The sequence below is a fragment of the Roseateles sp. genome (assembly GCF_039929605.1).
Classification (GTDB): Bacteria; Pseudomonadota; Gammaproteobacteria; order Burkholderiales; family Burkholderiaceae_C; genus Pelomonas.
Genome location: NZ_JBDSQX010000094.1, coordinates 16124 through 30562, shown reverse-complemented (window position 1 = coordinate 30562; position 14439 = coordinate 16124). Strand labels below are relative to the sequence as shown.

The window sequence follows — 14439 nt, the reverse complement described above, 5'->3', positions numbered from 1 at the left end:
TGGTAGATCCTTCACCTGGTCCTTGACCGCACTCCTGAACCTGCCGAGCAGGCTGGTCGGCGCATCGCCAGCAGTCTTGGTCTGCGGCACCTGGCTCGCCACATCGCGCACCGCCAGGTCCAGCGAGGCCTGCTGCGCCTGGTACTGCGGGGCCAGCATCTGCTGAAAAATCAGATCGCTGCCCAGGGTTACCAGGGGCACGGCAAACCGGGTCATCAGCAGCACCAAGACGATGCGGGACAGCCAGGCCTGCGGCCTGTCAAGCAGCACCAGCGTGGCCCACAACAGCAGCGCCCCCGACACCAGGGCGGACACGACCCCGTGTCCGCCCACGGCCAGCAGGATCTTCTGAATGCCAAAGGCCACGCTGGCTACCAGCATCAGGCTGGAGAACTGCTCCAGCAAATCGTTGATGGGGTCGAGCACCTGGCCCGGCGTCAAGGTCAGCCCGACGCCGAAGGGCTGGACCGACATCTCTGTCCCCTGCACCACCGAGATGATGGCGTTCAGCGTCCGCGCCGAGGCGAAGCTGATCAGCGCGCGTTTCAGACCGGCGTCAACCTGCGCATTGGCATGCGTCTGAAGCGGCGGATACCAGGCGCAGAACAACGCCGCGAAGGCCGTCGCGACGATGAAGACTCGTCGCAGATGCTTGAACGCGAATGCCATGACCGGATTTCCTCACAAGGGCTGAGCTGAGCCACGCCGCGAAGCAGCATCGACGGGGATGAGTGGATTGTGAGCGATGGTCTGCTGGACTTGCCGCACCGGTGAGCCACGGACAATCGGCGACCTGCGACTCATTGCCTTGGGGCTTGCCGATGTCCTCCGTTGTTGTTCACCGCATCCTTTTCTTCTGCCTGGGCAACATCTGCCGCAGCCCCACGGCCGAGGGCGTCATGCGCGCCAAGCTGAAGGCGGCCGGGCTGGACGTGGAGGTCGACTCCGCTGGCACTCACGGTTATCACATCGGCGCGCCGCCCGACGAACGCAGCCAGCAACACGCAGCGCAGCGCGGCTACGACCTCAGCGCCCTGCGCGCCCGCAAGCTGGTGGCCGAGGACTTCGCCCGCTTCGACCTCGTGCTGGCGATGGATGCGGACAACCTCGCCAACGCAGCGCGCCTGTGCCCACCGGGCCAGCAGCATCGGCTGAAGCTGCTGATGAGCTACGCGCCCGAGGCCGGCAACCCGCACGTGCCCGACCCGTACTACGGCGGCGCAGCGGGTTTCGATGAGGTGCTGGACTTGGTGGAAGCCGCCTGTGATGGGCTGATCGCCAGCGGCTTGCGCAAGACCACGGCCTGAATTCAGGGCGTCGGGTCGGCGTCCACGAGGCCCTTCAGCAACTCGCCCCAGCCTGCCGGCACCGGCCCACCCTGCTGCGCTGGAAAGCGCGGGGCGAGAGTCAGCTTGAGGGGCCCGTCAACCGGCGCTGCCTCCACCACCAGCGCGGGGAAGTCGAAGCGCCGCGCCGAGTAGGTCGGCACGACGGCGCCTGACAAGAGGGGCGTGCCGCCGACGTACAGCGTGAAGCAGGCGTCGGTCAGGAGCCGAGGCTCGGCCGGCAGGTCGCCGCCAGCGGGTTGCGAAAATCGCCCGCCAGACCACTGGACCAGCGCCGCCTCGGTGAGCCAGCGCGCCTTGAGCGGATCGGCGGCATCGGGCAACGCCAGGCGCTCGAAATCTGGCCAACGATGGGCGTTCTCGCACATCGACAGGATGCCAGGCCGGAACGCATGAAAGACCAGCACCCGCCAGGGCCGGTGGCTCTCGTGCCAGCGTCGCATCGCCTGGCGCTTGGGGGCATCGGCCGCGTACTGCGCGTGGACGCCGGCGTCGCTGTGCTGCATCTCGCGGGCCTTCGCGGCTCGCGCACGGTCCATCTCCTGGGTCGACTGCTGCGCGCAGGCCGCAGCCATCAAGACCGCAACCAACAAGGCGAGCAAGGCTGAAATTTTCATCAAAGGCTCAGCGCGACAGCGGCACAGCGGCACGCCGCCACGCGTAGACGAATTGCCGAGTGCCGCTGGAGACCACCAGCGACGGTTCACGCGGCATGCCATCCGAGCGAACGACGGCCAGCGTCACGCTGACACGGTGCTCGGCCGCCTGCACCAGCGAGACCAGCTTCAAGCCGCTGGCGGCGGCCGGCCCAATCGCCCACCCATCACCGGCCTCGCCGGGCAGGTCGAGCACCAGTTGGTCGTAGTCGGTCAGGGACAGCGGCTCGTTCTGTTGCGCGTCGCTGCGCCTGACGTCACGGCCGTACTTGAACTCTGGCGCCGCGCCGATGTCGAAGCGATACCACCGCGTCTCGCCGGCCTGGCTGATCTGCAGGTGAACGACGCCAGTCTTGGCCGCGCCGAAGCGCTTCCACGCATAGCCACGCATGGGCGGCAAGCCCGGCTCGGCGACGTGGCCGCCACCTTGGGCCGACAGCTCGCGGTAGCGCGGTTCGTCCAGCGCCACGAGGGTGTCCGACAGCGCGCCTTTCTCGATGAACTTGAGCGTGGACTTGTCCGGCACGAAGACCGAGATCAGGTCGCCGGCCCGCAGCACCCGTTCCTCAGGCGGCGCGGCCACGGCCAGCTTGGGCGGCTGGAGCAGCGGCAGCAGCACGATCTGGGCGCGCTCGTGGTCGATGAGCGCAGCCCAGGCCGGCGAGAGGGTCAGGCCCAGCCCCAGCGCGAGGGCGGCCGCGATGCGTCGGGAAAACGTCGGCGTGGTCATGGGCAGCACTGTGCCGCCAGCCTCGCAGCCGCGCGCCAGACGCAGGCCGCTGAGCGTGCGGAATGCCCTCAAACAGCCCAGCGTGCCCTAGCCCCGCATCGGCACTGCCGTCCCTTGCGGAGCCAGCGAGTTATTGCCCCAGCATTGCTCGTACTTCCAGCCGGTCAACTCCTCGGCCACGGCGCGGGCCTCGGCGGGGGCGTCGGCGATACGGCCACCGGCCTTGATGCGGGCGATTTCTTCCAGCAGCACCGCGTGGTTCTTGCGGTCGAGCTTCATCTGGGTCGTGTAGTAGATGCCGCCCAGCGCCAGCCCGATCACGCCCAGCGTGAAGATGCCGAGGATGGCGTTGATCGCCGTGCCCGGCTGCGTGGCCTGGCCGGACAGGAAGCCGAACTGGCCCAGCATCCAGCCCATGGCGAAAACGATGACCGAACGGGTGATCTTGCCGGCGAAGGTCATGGCGCCGGCATAGATGCCTTCACGCCGACGGCCGGTCAGCACTTCGTCGACATCGGCCAGGAAGGTGTAGACCGTCCAGGGGATGTAGTAGACGCCGCCGGTGCCCAGGCCGAACACCGCTGTGATGGCAAAGAGCGCGATGGCTGTGGTTTCCTTGGACCAGCCCAGATAGAACAGCGCGGCATAGGCCAGCACGCTGCCGCAGACGACGAGCAGCGCAATCCGGTAGGGCCGCGCAAAACCGAATTTGATGCACACGCCGATGAACAGCATGGTCGATATCAGCTGCATGACCGAGCTGAAACTGTTCAGATACCCAACGACCGATTTATCCTGCCCCATGCAGAAGACAATGAAGTAGGTGAATATCGACGCAAACAGCCATTCCGCGCCAAAGCCCAGTAGATACATGCCGAGGTGTTTGCGGAATATCTTCAGGTGGAAGGTGGACATCATGTCCGCGCTGAGCTTTTTCAGCGCCTGCCAAAGGCTGCCGGCGCGCTCCTGCACCACTTCGTGCGCGGGCCGCTCCCAGGAGTTGAAGTAGAGCAGCGTCAGGGCGGCGCACATGATCAGCGCGTAGATGATGCCCGTGAGCAGGAAGGGCGTGGCCGACTCCTTGCTGTAGATCAGGAACAGCTGGGCCGGGATGAAGGCCGCCAGGAAGTTGGCCCCCTTGCCGAACATGGCCTTCGAGCCCGTGAGTTTGGAGCGGACGGCGAAATCCGTGGTCATCTCGGTGGCCAGGGTTTCATAGGGAACCATGATCGAGGTATAGACGAGCTCGAAGAGGGCATACATGCTCAGGTAATACCAGAACCCGAAACCCTCGATCCACATCAGCGGATACAGCAGCACCAAAGGAATGCCGAGCAAAATGAAGAATCGCCGGCGCCCGAATTTGCGCCCCAATCGGGTGTTGTAGAAGTTGTCGCTGATATACCCCATCACCGGGTTGCTGATGGCGTCCAGGATGCTGGCCACGGAGAAGATCGTGGCTGCCTCAACGACCGTCAGCCCGCAAAAGGTGGTGTAGAAATACAGCAGCCAGGCTGCCGCGATGGCCAAGGCGCCGCTGCCCAGCAGGTTCGCACTGCCGTAGCTCAGCGTGTGCTTCATCGAGATGGTTCTGCGCATGACTTGCTGCTTCCTGCAAAATGGACTTCTGTTCCATTTTTTGTGAGCTGTGGTTTCATGGAAAGTATCCCATTTCCGAGTGCTGTGGGGCCTGCCGTGAACCCTGGCCGAACGCTGCGCCGGACGCGCCGCGAGTCGGCTTTCCTACGTTTCCACGGGGTAAACCGTATTTGTTCGCTCGGCGAACAAATTACGATTCAGCCGGCTCGCCCAGAGAGATACAAGTAAGAGACATGAACCCCATCAAGCCCCTGCTGGGCGCCCTGCTGCTGGCCGCCACGTCGGTCCAGGCAGCCCAGGCCGCTCCACCCACACCCACGCCTTACAGCTGGCGCCCGGTCGAGATCGTCGGCGGCGGCTTTGTCGACGGCATCGTCTTCCAGCCCGCCGTGCCCGGCCTGACCTACGCCCGCACCGACATGGGCGGCGCCTACCGCCGCGACACCGCCACCGGTCGCTGGCAGCCGCTGCTGGACTGGCTGCCGCTGGCGGACGTGAACCTGATGGGCGTCGAGAGCCTGGCCATCGACGCCAACAACCCCGACGCCCTCTACCTCGCCTGCGGCACCTACACCAACCCCGCCGTGCCCGACGGCGCCGTGCTGCGCTCCAACGACCGTGGCCGCACGTTCCAGCGCACCGACCTGCCCTTCAAGCTTGGCGGCAACGAGGGCGGGCGCGGCAACGGCGAGCGCCTGGCCGTGGACCCGAACGACGGCCGCGTGATCTACCTGGCCAGCCGCCTCGCCGGCCTGTGGCGCAGCGGCGATGCGGCTGCCAGTTTCCAGCGCGTCGGCGCCTTCCCCGACTCGGCCTGGCGCCGCAACGAGTCCGACGGCGCACCGCCCAGTTGGGGCGGCAGCGACGGCAAGGCGACGATCAACTTCGTCCTCTTCGACCCCACCAGCGGCACGCGCGGCCAGCCCAGCCGCACGATTTACTCGGGCGTGTCGGTTGTCGGCCGGCCCAGCCTCTGGGTGAGCCGCGACGCCGGCGCGACGTGGGCTGCCGTGCCCGGCGCGCCGACACAGCACCGCCCGATGCGCGCCGCGCTGGCGAGCGACGGTCAGCTCTACATCGCGTATGCGAGCGACCCTGGCCCGCACCGCATGCGCGATGGCTCGGTGTGGCGCTACGACGTGGGCAGGCAGGCCTGGGCCGACATCACGCCCGAGCGCCCCAGCGCCACGCAGCCCTTCGGCTATGCCACCGTCGCCGTCGACCCCACGAGCCCGCAGCGCCTGCTCGCCAGCACCGCCGGCCGTGGCAAGGGCGACGAGCTGTTCCGCAGCACCGACGGCGGCACCACCTGGCGGCCGCTGTTCACCGCCGCCAAGTTCGACGCCGCTGCGGCGCCTTACGTGGCCGACACGCCCCTGCACTGGCTCTACGACGTCAAGATCAACCCCGCCAACCCCGACCACGCCCTCTTCACCACCGGCTATGGCGGCTGGGAAACGCTGGACCTGACCCGTGCCGACAAGGGCGAACCGACGACGTGGCGGGTCATGGCCGCAGGCATCGAGGAGACCGTGGCGCTGGCCCTGCACAGCCCGACCCAGGGCGTGCCGCTGGTGACGGCCATCGGCGACTACTCCGGCTTCGTGCATGCCGACCTCGACAAGCCTGCCGCCGGCAACCCCAAGCCGCCCTTCTTTGGAAACACGCACGACGTGACCGGGGCTGAGGCGGCGCCCGAGGTCATCGTGCGTATCGGCAAGCCGCGCGATGGCGCCAAGAACCTCGGCTACTCGCTCGACGGCGGCGCCACCTGGCGCGAGCCGGCGACGGTGCCCGACGCCAAGTCCGGCGACGGCTTCATCGCCGTGTCGGCCGACGGCAAAGCCTGGGTGTGGACACCCAGGGGCGGCCTGCCCCACGTCAGCCACGACCACGGCGACACGTGGAAGGCGGTCAACGGCCTGCCCGCCGGCACCCGCGTCATCGCCGACCGCGTCAACCCCAAGCGCTTCCACGCGATGGCCTTGTTCGACGACAAGCTCTTCGCCAGTGACGACGGCGGCCTGAGCTTCAGCGCCAAGCCCTTGGCGTTGCCCGATGGCCCCGTGACGCGCGTCGCAGCGGGCCGCAACAACCGCAGCAACCGCGGCGACGACCGCGGCGGCCAGGACCGCCTCTACGCCACGCCCGGCCGCGAAGGGGACCTCTGGGTCGCTGCCTTTCATGGCCTGTACCGCGCCGGCAGCGGCCAGGCCTTCAAGCGCCTGCCCGGCGTGTCGGAAATCCACGCCTTCGGCTTCGGCCGTGCCGCTCCCGGCGCGAACGAGCCGGCCCTCTACCTTGTCGGCACCGTGACCGGCCAGTACGGCGTCTTCCGCTCCATCGACGGCGCAGCGAGCTGGCAGCGCATCAACGACGACGCGCACCAGTGGGGGCTCATCCTTCAAGTCAGCGGCGACCCCAAGGTCTTCGGCCGCGTCTACGTCGGCACGCACGGGCGGGGTGTGCAGTACGGCGACCCGAAGGCTCAGTAGCGCTGGCCCGGCTACGGCCGCCGCAGCGAAATCTTCACCAGCCGGTCCTCGGCGTCGAACAGGCTAACCAGCTCCAGCTGCAGCGGCCCGGCGGGCGTCTTGACCTCGCGCAGATGCCGCTGCAGCCGCTTGCGCGACTCGAAGCGCGTGTCGTCGCTGGCCGCGCCCAGCCGCTGCGCCACCTCGGCCGGTGTCATGCCGGGCGCCAGCGCCAACGCCGCCCGCACCCAGTCGTCGGGCAGCGCTTGCAGGGCCGCATCCGGCGGCGCAGCCGGGTCGTCCATCCACTCGAAGACGACGCGCGTGTCGTCCGGCCAGCTCGTGTCGCCGATGGGCAGGCGGAACATGCGCTCGCGCAGCGAAAAGCCCCAGTCGTAATCCTCGGCACCGCTGTCGCGCAGGCCGTGCAGCAGGCGCTCGCTGAGGGTCAGCCGCCGCTCGCCGTGCACCAGCGTGACGGCAAAGACGGGCCGGTCCGCAAAGTTGCTGGGGCTCCATTCGCGGTCCTCGCAGTCGTCGATGACCAGGGACCGCAGCCAGCCAAAACCGGTCGCCCCGCGCGCCACGCCGCTGCCATAGCCGACGCGGCATTGCAGCCGCAGGTCGCCCAGGCGGCGCTCGCCGTCTGGAATACCTGGCGTGCGGATGTCGGGCCGCCAGGTCACGCGGCCATCGGCCAGGCGGCTGCGCAGTTCGGTGCGCTCGGGGAGCTGATGCCAGGCGGGGTCGATGACGAAGCGGTCCTCGCCGTCCAGCGCCACCGGCTGCCGGCCGGCGGGTGTCATCAGGCCCAGCTCCAGGCGCTGCGTCGTCTCGGCCTGCGTACGCGCGTAGACCTTGAAGGTCAGCGCCGCGGCCGGCGCCAGCGCGCGGTACTGCGCGAACAGCGCCTCGGCCTTGAAGAGCTGGGCCAGCGTCTTCTTCTCCCGCGCTGTTGCCGACTCGCCTTGCACCTCGACACGGCCCAGTTGGGCGGGCGACGGCGCGGGCTGGGCCAGCGCGCAGGAGCAAGCCATCAGCGTCAATCCCAACGCCGACAGCCGCCAGCCGGCACGTTCACGCATGACGCCGCTCCGCACCCAACATCGTGATGAGGGCGACACGCAACGCTGCCGTATCACCGGCGTCGACGAGCGTCAGCCCCGATCCGGCGTCCAGGCCACAGGCTGGCGTCGCGATGACAGGCAGGCCTTGGGCCAAGGCTCTCAGCAGCAGCCACGGCGCGTGCTCGACATGCGCTGGCAGTACCACGGCCACAACGCCGTCGAGAGGGTCGCCCGCTGCCGCTCCGTCTAGCGTGATGCCCGGCCACGCCGCAGCATCGAGCCGGCCCAGCACGCGCAGCCGGCAGCCCAGCCCGGCCAACGCGACCGCGAGCTCAGGCGCGCCCTTGCGCGCGACCGCTGGCGCCGGGAACAGCAATAGCGGCGGTTGCCCGCAGTCCGGCGTTGCCAATGGCCGCGCGGACACGGTGGCCCATGGCAGGCGGGTAACCTTTTCGCCAAAAGCGCGGCCCAACACCGACGCCACGTCGGCATGCGGCGTGACGAGGCGCCGCGCCCGTGCCAACCCCTGCGCCTCGGCCGCCACCAGTTCAGGCGACGCGCGAAAGTCGCTGAGGCTGGCAGCCGGATGCCTTTGCGCGGCGAGGTCCAGCCGCGCATGGATCTCGTCGAACGGCAGCGAATGCGCCAGCACTTCGACCTCGCGTCCGTCCAGGGCGCCACACAACGCCAGATGCGGCAGCAGCGCCTGGTCGACGATGAGGCGGGTGTGCAGCGGCGTCAGCACGGCGGCATAGGCCTGCGCCAGCCAGCGCTGCGCATCCAGGATGGCCGCCTGCCGCCGGCCGCCACCGTGCCGCGCCCACAGGCGGCGCCACAGCGCGCCGCGCAAGCTGGTCGCTTTCGCGGCCCAGGCAACCTCGCTCCAGGCGCGCCCGCGCGGTCGCCAGAAAGCCAGCCGCAGCGGTACGGGCGCGAAATGCTCGGCCTGTCTCGCTGCCAGATAGCCCGCGAACTCAGGGCTCCAGGCGTCGAGCAGGGCGGCGGTGCGCGCGGACTGGCTGCGCAACCCCCGATGCTGCTCATGCCGAAAGCACTGCGTCTCCTGGCAGTCCAGGCAGCTGCGGGCCAGCGCCCGTGCAGGCCGCTGCGGCTGCATCACCACTGCACGGGCCGCAGGCGGCGCGTGCGAGCGCAAGCTGACGATGAGTTCGCGATCGTCCATCGTCACGTCGAGCCGCCACGCCGCGCGGGCGCGCAGCTTGAGGTCGATGTGGTGCCAGAACAGCGTCGCGTCGAGGCCTTGCTCCGGCGTGGCGTTGGTGCGGGCACTGTGCGCATGACGCTCGACAAACTCGATGCCCGCCCGCGCCGCCACGGCGGCCAACGCATTCGACAACTGGCAGATGCCGCCCGCAACCGTCGGCACGATGCAGCCTTCCCGGATCTCGCGGCCAACGACGAAACCGCGACGGGCGCTCGGCCGCCCCAGCTGTGCCCAGAAACTCAGCACGCCGCCCGCTCGGATCTCCACCGCCTGGAAGGCCTTGATGGCCAATCTCAGGTTCTCGACCTTGCCCGCAGTCAGCGAAAACTCGGCGTCATCGCCATCGGTCCACAAGGGGCTCCGATGCTGGGCGACGACAGGCGCATCGGCCAGCGCTCCGGCAGCAGGCCAGCGCACGGCCGATGGCGACAAGGCGTACATCACCAGCGAGCGTAGGCTCAGCAGACGCGTGCGCAGCCAGAAGCTCAGCGCGTCCCGGCGCCTGGGCAGGCGCCAGGACTCCGCCGTCATGCGACGCCTGCGAACGCGTCCCGCGTCAGGTTCTCGGGCGCCTCGCCCGCCGCGCGGCAGGCCACGTCGTCCTCGATGCGGATGCCGCCGTAGCGCGACAGGCGCTCGACGACGGCCCAGTCCACCTGAGCCGAGTTCTTCGACGCGCGCAGCTCGCGCAGCAGCATGGGGATGAAGTACAGCCCAGGCTCGATGGTGACCACCATGCCGGCCTGCAGCGGCCGCGTCAGACGCAGGTAGCGGTGACCCTCGGGCTTGTCCGCCACGCCGCCGTCCTGGCTGGCCATGAAGCCGCCCACGTCGTGCACCTGCAGGCCCAGCAGATGGCCGATGCCGTGCGGGAAGAAGGGCTTGGTGACGCCTTCCTCGACCATGGCCTCTTCGCTCATGCCGTTGACGATACCCGCGCCGCGCAGCACGCGTGCCGTGCGGCGGTGGGCGCTGAGGTGGATGTCGCGGTAGTCCACGCCCTCGCGCACCTCGTCGACGAGGCCGAGCTGCTCGACCTCCATCGCCGCGATCAACGCCGCGAACTCGTCGTGGCCCGAGACATTTGGATTGGCCCAGGTGCGCGTGATGTCGCTGGCATAACCGTTCACCTGAGCGCCAGCGTCGATGAGGAAGCTACGCGACTGGGGCGGCGGGCTCTCGTCCTGGTACTGGTAGTGCAGCACGGCGGCGTGCTCGTTGAGGCCGACGATGTTGCCGTAGGGCAGGTCGCGGTCGGTGTGGCCGCTGGCGACGAGATAGGCACGGTGGATCTCGGCCTCGCTGGCGCCGGCCAGGAAGGCCTGCCGCGCAGCCCGGTGCGCCGGTACCGCACGGCGCTGGGCGGCGCGCATCTGCTCCAGCTCGTAGGGGCTCTTCACGCCGCGCGCCCAGTGCAGCAGGTTCAGCAGCGGCTCGGGGTTGTTGGGCGTGATGCCGGGCAATGCCGAGTCCGCCTCGCCGATGACGGCCGTGCGCGGCGTGACGAGATCGGCCAGCGCCTTGGCCGCCTCCTCGGGCTCGCGGATGACGACCAGCTCGACCGCATCCACCCACTCGCCGCTCGGCGCGCTGGGCTGCACATGCCAGTAGTCCTCGGGCTGGAAGTAGACGACGCGCGGCTTCCTGCCCCGCCGCACGGCCAGCCACGAATGCGGGTGGTTGGTCAGCGGCAGCCAGTGCTTGAAATGCGGGTTGGGCTGGAAGAGGTAGGGCCGGTCGTCGAGGAAGGCGTACTTCTCGATGCCGGAGGCGATGAGCAGCGTGTCGAAGCCGGTGCGTTCGAGTGCGCTTTCCGCCTGCCGTTGCAGCGTGGCGAGGTGGTCGAGGTAGAGGCTCATGGCCGTTCGCTCACTTGCGCACGTAGGTCAGCTTCTTGGTGCCGCCATCGCAGCTGCCGACGACCTTCGCCTCGCCGACCCTGTCGTTGTCGACGGCGGTCAGCTCATAGCCCTTGACGCCCTTCTCATCGAGCTTGGCGGCGATCTCGGCCTTGAGTTCGTCGCAGGGCTTGGGGGCGGCGTGGGCGGCTTGAGTGAGCAGCAGCGCGGCGGTAGACAGGATCAGCAGGGTGGGCTTGGACATGGCGGTTTTGCTTGCTTGTGGCAATGGGGAGTTTGGATTGTGGGACAGGCTTGGCTGTTCGCATGGGCTTCGCGGAGAGGCGCGTGACGTGCCAAGGCCCATGCCGGGAGTCCGCCCCGGCGGGCGGGTAACTTTTCTCTGTCGCGCCAGAGCAAAGTCACCAAAAGAGAGGCGCTCAATGCAATCCGCACTCGAGCGGCATGAAGCGCTCGCGATGCTCGAACCGAGCCGTGCCTCGAAGCGAACCGCTGCGCTCTCGCTGCTGTCCTTGTCACCAGCACCATCCATCGCGCCGCTTGCCCGCCTAACGCGCGGCTGCACGCCGTGCTCACGAGCAATACCGAAGACAGCGTCGCTCGGGCGACGCGGCATTTGCATTCCTGGTGAGCCCGGCGTGCAGCCGGCGTTAAGCGGCGTGCTGGCACGGGCAGTAGCACTCGTCACAAGGACAGCAGCGAGAGCGCAGCGGGTCGCGTGTGGGCACGGTCCAGTGCCAAGCCCGCCACCCCGCTGGCGTGCGGATTCAGGGCCTCTTCTTTGGTGACTTTCTTCTGGCCCCGCAGAAGAAAGTTACCCGCCCGCCGGGGCGGACTCCCGGCAATGCATCGGGTCGCAAAAGCTCTCCGCAAAAGCATCCAAATCCAAATCCAAATCCAAACCCGTCACCCCTCCCGATCCCAAACCACCCCCTCCTCCGTCAACATCGCATCCAGCGGCATGTCCAACGAACTCGGCTTCAGCAACGGCAGAAACCCATGCGCATACCCGATCCCCACCGACGCCGGCCTCGGGTCCATCTCCGACAGCGTCTTGTCCATGAAGCCGCCGCCATAGCCCAACCGCAAACCCGCAGGCCCGAAGCCCAGGCAGGGCACCAGCATCAGCTGCGGCTTGAACTCCTCGGTGCCCTTGGGCTTGGGGATGTGGAAGGCGTCTTCCTCCATCGGGCAGCCGGGGTACCAGACATGAAAGCGCAGCGTGCCGTGGTCCTTGTCTACCACCGGCAGGCCGATGCGGCGGTGGGGGTGGGTCTCGCCCCAGCGGTAGAGGGCGGGCAGCGGGTCGAACTCGCCCTTGATGGGCCAGTAGGCGCCGATCGTCGTCTCCTGCCTGCGCAGCAGCCAGACGCTCAGCACCTCCTGCAACTCGGCGGCCAGCTCCAGCCGGTTGGGCAGGGCCAGGCGTTGTTCGATCAGCTTGTGCCGGATGGCGGCGCGGTCGTTGGCGTCCAAGGGCGTAGCCTCCTCGCTGGCCTGTGAATCCAGCCATTGTGGGCCAAGGCCCTGGGTCGGTAGAGTCGCCCCCTTGCAACGACTTGGCAACAGTCAGGCAGACGGATAAAACATGCTGAACCGAATCAACCAGCTCAGTGAATCAAACGGCGCCCTCCAGCCGGGCAAGGGGCTGATCAGCGGCGTCATCGCGCTGTCGCTGGCCATCCTGTGCTTCCTGGGCGTGCTGGCCTTTCACTTCCCCGAATATCTGACGACGCCGCAGCTGCGCCAGTCCTATGACGTCGACGTGATCCGCCGCTTGCTGTACTGGGCGCTGGTGCTGGCGGGCGGGCTGGCGCTGTTCAACATCGTCTTCAGCCGCTCGCGCTGGCTGGCGCTGTGGACCTTCGTGCTGCTGGGCTTGGCGCTCGCCCTGGGCGGCCACAAGGTGGAGGTGGACCCGAACTTCCCCGCCGACACGCCCTACATCGGCCTGGACTGGTTCATCCTCGACCTGCTGGGCTCGACGCTGATCTTCGTCTTCATCGAGAAGCTGTTCGCGCTGCGCCGCGACCAGCCAGTGTTCCGCCCCGAGTGGCAGACGGATTTCCACCACTTCATCGTCAACCACCTGGCCGTGGGCTTCGTGCTGCTGGCCACCAACCTGCTGGTGCACAAGCTGTTCGGCTGGGCGGCCAAGGACGGCATCCGCGCCTGGGTGCAGGACCTGCCTTTTGTCGTCGCGCTGCTGCTCATCATCCTGGTGGCCGACCTGGTGCAGTACTGGACGCACCGGGCCTATCACGAGGTGCCAACGCTGTGGCGGCTGCACGCGGTGCACCACAGCGTGAAGAGCATGGACTGGCTGGCCGGCTCACGCCAGCACATCCTGGAGCTGGTCATCACGCGCACGCTGGTGCTGGCACCGATCTTCGTGCTGGGCTTCAGCAAGGAGGTGATCGACGCCTACATCGTCGTCGTCGGCTTCCAGGCCGTGTTCAACCACGCCAACGTCAGCGTGCGGCTGGGGCCGCTGCGCTACGTCATCGTGACGCCCAACTTCCACCACTGGCACCACTCGCAGGACAAGGAGGCGCTGGACAAGAACTACGCGGCCCACTTCGCCTTCCTGGACCATCTCTTCGGCACTGCCGTGCAGTCAGAGCGCAAGTGGCCAGAGCATTACGGCGTGTTGGGTGACTACGTGCCGGACGGCTTCCTGAAGCAACTGCACTTTCCGTTCACCTGGAAAGGCTGATCGCTCTCTATGGACGCTTTCACTGATCTCTGCGTCGAGCTGTTGTCACCGCTCGGCCCCGCGCGTACACGGCGCATGTTCGGCGGCCAGGGCATCTACATCGACGGGCTGTTCGTGGCTCTCGTCTTTGGCAGCCAGCTCTTTCTGAAGGTCGACAACACGACGCGCGAGCGTTTCGTCGCCGCCGGCTGCTCGCCCTTCACCTACCCGAACAAGGACGGCGAGCGCATCGTGGTGAGCTATTACGGCCCGCCGGAAGAGGCGCTGGAATCACCGCCGCTGATGCTGCCCTGGGCACGGCTGGCATTGGAGGCCGCGCTGCGCGCAGCGAACGCCAAGACAATGCCCAAGCCGAAGAAATCAACGGCCACCGCGAAGCGGGCGGCCAGATCTGCTGGTGAGGAATCAGCCGCCGTCGCGAAGCGGGCGGCCAAGAAGATACCCGGGGGTTCAGCCGCCAAAAAGCCGGCCGCCAAAAAGACCGCGGCTCGCCGAGGCTGAGCAGGGCGGCACCAGCAGCTCGAAATCCGCCGCCGGCCACGCTTCCAACACCGCCGTCTGACCCGCCGCCAGCGCCACGGCCTCGCCGGCTTCGAGCCACTTGTCTTCAGCCGGCTGGTCGGTCGTGCCGGACAGCGTCAGCCAGACGCGGCCCCGGGCCACCGCCAGGCGGCGCGCCTCGGCACCACCGGCCAGGGTCATGGCCCGGCCACCGTCCAAATGCCATACAGATTGCGCGTCGCTCATGATGAGACTCCTGGGTTGAT

The 14439-nt window shown here is 68.1% G+C and carries 14 protein-coding genes; 4 read left to right on the top strand and 10 right to left on the bottom strand.

What is annotated here, in order from left to right; all coding sequences use genetic code 11:
- On the bottom strand, nucleotides 1-669 hold a 669-nt coding region (locus tag ABIS05_RS12910; RefSeq protein ID WP_348010618.1), incomplete at its 3' end, for a hypothetical protein.
- 152 nt (nucleotides 670-821) lie between these two features.
- On the opposite strand from ABIS05_RS12910, the gene ABIS05_RS12905 reads away from it, so the two are divergent.
- The gene (locus ABIS05_RS12905; RefSeq protein ID WP_348010617.1) at nucleotides 822-1307 is read left to right on the top strand and encodes a low molecular weight protein-tyrosine-phosphatase; all 486 of its coding nucleotides are present in this window, start codon (nucleotides 822-824) and stop codon (nucleotides 1305-1307) included.
- A gap of 2 nt (nucleotides 1308-1309) precedes the next feature.
- Here the strand turns inward: ABIS05_RS12905 and ABIS05_RS12900 are convergent, their stop codons facing one another.
- Genes ABIS05_RS12900 through ABIS05_RS12890 form a run of 3 tightly spaced genes read right to left on the bottom strand, consistent with a single transcriptional unit; the run spans nucleotide 1310 to nucleotide 4331 of the window.
- On the bottom strand, nucleotides 1310-1963 hold the full coding sequence (locus ABIS05_RS12900) for a hypothetical protein (protein ID WP_348010616.1): 654 nt from the start codon (nucleotides 1961-1963) through the stop codon (nucleotides 1310-1312).
- Nucleotides 1964-1970: 7 nt separating this feature from the next.
- Nucleotides 1971-2804 (bottom strand): hypothetical protein, encoded by an 834-nt coding sequence (locus ABIS05_RS12895; protein ID WP_348010615.1) that lies wholly within the window; start codon nucleotides 2802-2804, stop codon nucleotides 1971-1973.
- Between the two features lie 15 nt (nucleotides 2805-2819).
- On the bottom strand, nucleotides 2820-4331 hold the full coding sequence (locus tag ABIS05_RS12890) for an MFS transporter (RefSeq protein ID WP_348010614.1): 1512 nt from the start codon (nucleotides 4329-4331) through the stop codon (nucleotides 2820-2822).
- A 233-nt stretch (nucleotides 4332-4564) separates the two neighbouring features.
- Here ABIS05_RS12890 and ABIS05_RS12885 point away from each other — a divergent pair, with 233 nt between their 5' ends.
- Nucleotides 4565-6826: a hypothetical protein gene (locus tag ABIS05_RS12885; RefSeq protein WP_348010613.1), complete on the top strand. Its 2262-nt coding sequence runs from the start codon at nucleotides 4565-4567 to the stop codon at nucleotides 6824-6826.
- An 11-nt stretch (nucleotides 6827-6837) separates the two neighbouring features.
- Here ABIS05_RS12885 and ABIS05_RS12880 read toward each other — a convergent pair whose 3' ends face one another.
- From ABIS05_RS12880 to ABIS05_RS12860, 5 genes are all read right to left on the bottom strand, one after another.
- Complete coding sequence (locus tag ABIS05_RS12880; protein ID WP_348010612.1) at nucleotides 6838-7890, bottom strand: hypothetical protein; 1053 nt, start codon at nucleotides 7888-7890, stop codon at nucleotides 6838-6840.
- Complete coding sequence (locus ABIS05_RS12875) at nucleotides 7883-9628, bottom strand: VanW family protein (protein WP_348010611.1); 1746 nt, start codon at nucleotides 9626-9628, stop codon at nucleotides 7883-7885. Before ABIS05_RS12875 ends, ABIS05_RS12880 begins: the two co-directional genes overlap by 8 nt.
- Complete coding sequence (gene pepQ / locus ABIS05_RS12870) at nucleotides 9625-10956, bottom strand: Xaa-Pro dipeptidase (protein WP_348010610.1); 1332 nt, start codon at nucleotides 10954-10956, stop codon at nucleotides 9625-9627. Before pepQ ends, ABIS05_RS12875 begins: the two co-directional genes overlap by 4 nt.
- A gap of 10 nt (nucleotides 10957-10966) precedes the next feature.
- Complete coding sequence (locus ABIS05_RS12865) at nucleotides 10967-11200, bottom strand: DUF1161 domain-containing protein (protein WP_348010609.1); 234 nt, start codon at nucleotides 11198-11200, stop codon at nucleotides 10967-10969.
- Between the two features lie 662 nt (nucleotides 11201-11862).
- Nucleotides 11863-12432, bottom strand: coding sequence for a 5-formyltetrahydrofolate cyclo-ligase (locus tag ABIS05_RS12860; RefSeq protein ID WP_348010608.1), 570 nt, complete (start codon nucleotides 12430-12432; stop codon nucleotides 11863-11865).
- 112 nt (nucleotides 12433-12544) lie between these two features.
- Between ABIS05_RS12860 and ABIS05_RS12855 the strand changes: the two genes are divergently transcribed.
- Together ABIS05_RS12855 and ABIS05_RS12850 are read left to right on the top strand one after the other, a co-directional pair.
- The gene (locus tag ABIS05_RS12855) at nucleotides 12545-13672 is read left to right on the top strand and encodes a sterol desaturase family protein (RefSeq protein WP_348010607.1); all 1128 of its coding nucleotides are present in this window, start codon (nucleotides 12545-12547) and stop codon (nucleotides 13670-13672) included.
- Between the two features lie 9 nt (nucleotides 13673-13681).
- On the top strand, nucleotides 13682-14173 hold the full coding sequence (locus tag ABIS05_RS12850; RefSeq protein WP_348010606.1) for a TfoX/Sxy family protein: 492 nt from the start codon (nucleotides 13682-13684) through the stop codon (nucleotides 14171-14173).
- Here ABIS05_RS12850 and ABIS05_RS12845 read toward each other — a convergent pair.
- Entirely contained in the window at nucleotides 14123-14419 is a 297-nt protein-coding gene (locus ABIS05_RS12845) for a DUF2917 domain-containing protein (protein ID WP_348010605.1), read from the bottom strand. The two genes, ABIS05_RS12850 and ABIS05_RS12845, sit on opposite strands and share 51 nt — an antisense overlap.
- Nucleotides 14420-14439: the final 20 nt, after the last annotated feature.

Bases quoted from the DNA above. Each gene is read 5' to 3' on its own strand.
- ABIS05_RS12905 (WP_348010617.1), top strand. From the start codon at position 822: ATGTCCTCCGTTGTTGTTCACCGCATCCTTTTCTTCTGCCTGGGCAAC.
- ABIS05_RS12880 (WP_348010612.1), bottom strand. From the start codon at position 7,890: ATGCGTGAACGTGCCGGCTGGCGGCTGTCGGCGTTGGGATTGACGCTG.
- ABIS05_RS12885 (WP_348010613.1), top strand. From the start codon at position 4,565: ATGAACCCCATCAAGCCCCTGCTGGGCGCCCTGCTGCTGGCCGCCACG.
- ABIS05_RS12850 (WP_348010606.1), top strand. From the start codon at position 13,682: ATGGACGCTTTCACTGATCTCTGCGTCGAGCTGTTGTCACCGCTCGGC.
- ABIS05_RS12900 (WP_348010616.1), bottom strand. From the start codon at position 1,963: ATGAAAATTTCAGCCTTGCTCGCCTTGTTGGTTGCGGTCTTGATGGCT.
- ABIS05_RS12875 (WP_348010611.1), bottom strand. From the start codon at position 9,628: ATGACGGCGGAGTCCTGGCGCCTGCCCAGGCGCCGGGACGCGCTGAGC.
- ABIS05_RS12890 (WP_348010614.1), bottom strand. From the start codon at position 4,331: ATGCGCAGAACCATCTCGATGAAGCACACGCTGAGCTACGGCAGTGCG.
- ABIS05_RS12855 (WP_348010607.1), top strand. From the start codon at position 12,545: ATGCTGAACCGAATCAACCAGCTCAGTGAATCAAACGGCGCCCTCCAG.
- pepQ (WP_348010610.1), bottom strand. From the start codon at position 10,956: ATGAGCCTCTACCTCGACCACCTCGCCACGCTGCAACGGCAGGCGGAA.
- ABIS05_RS12865 (WP_348010609.1), bottom strand. From the start codon at position 11,200: ATGTCCAAGCCCACCCTGCTGATCCTGTCTACCGCCGCGCTGCTGCTC.
- ABIS05_RS12845 (WP_348010605.1), bottom strand. From the start codon at position 14,419: ATGAGCGACGCGCAATCTGTATGGCATTTGGACGGTGGCCGGGCCATG.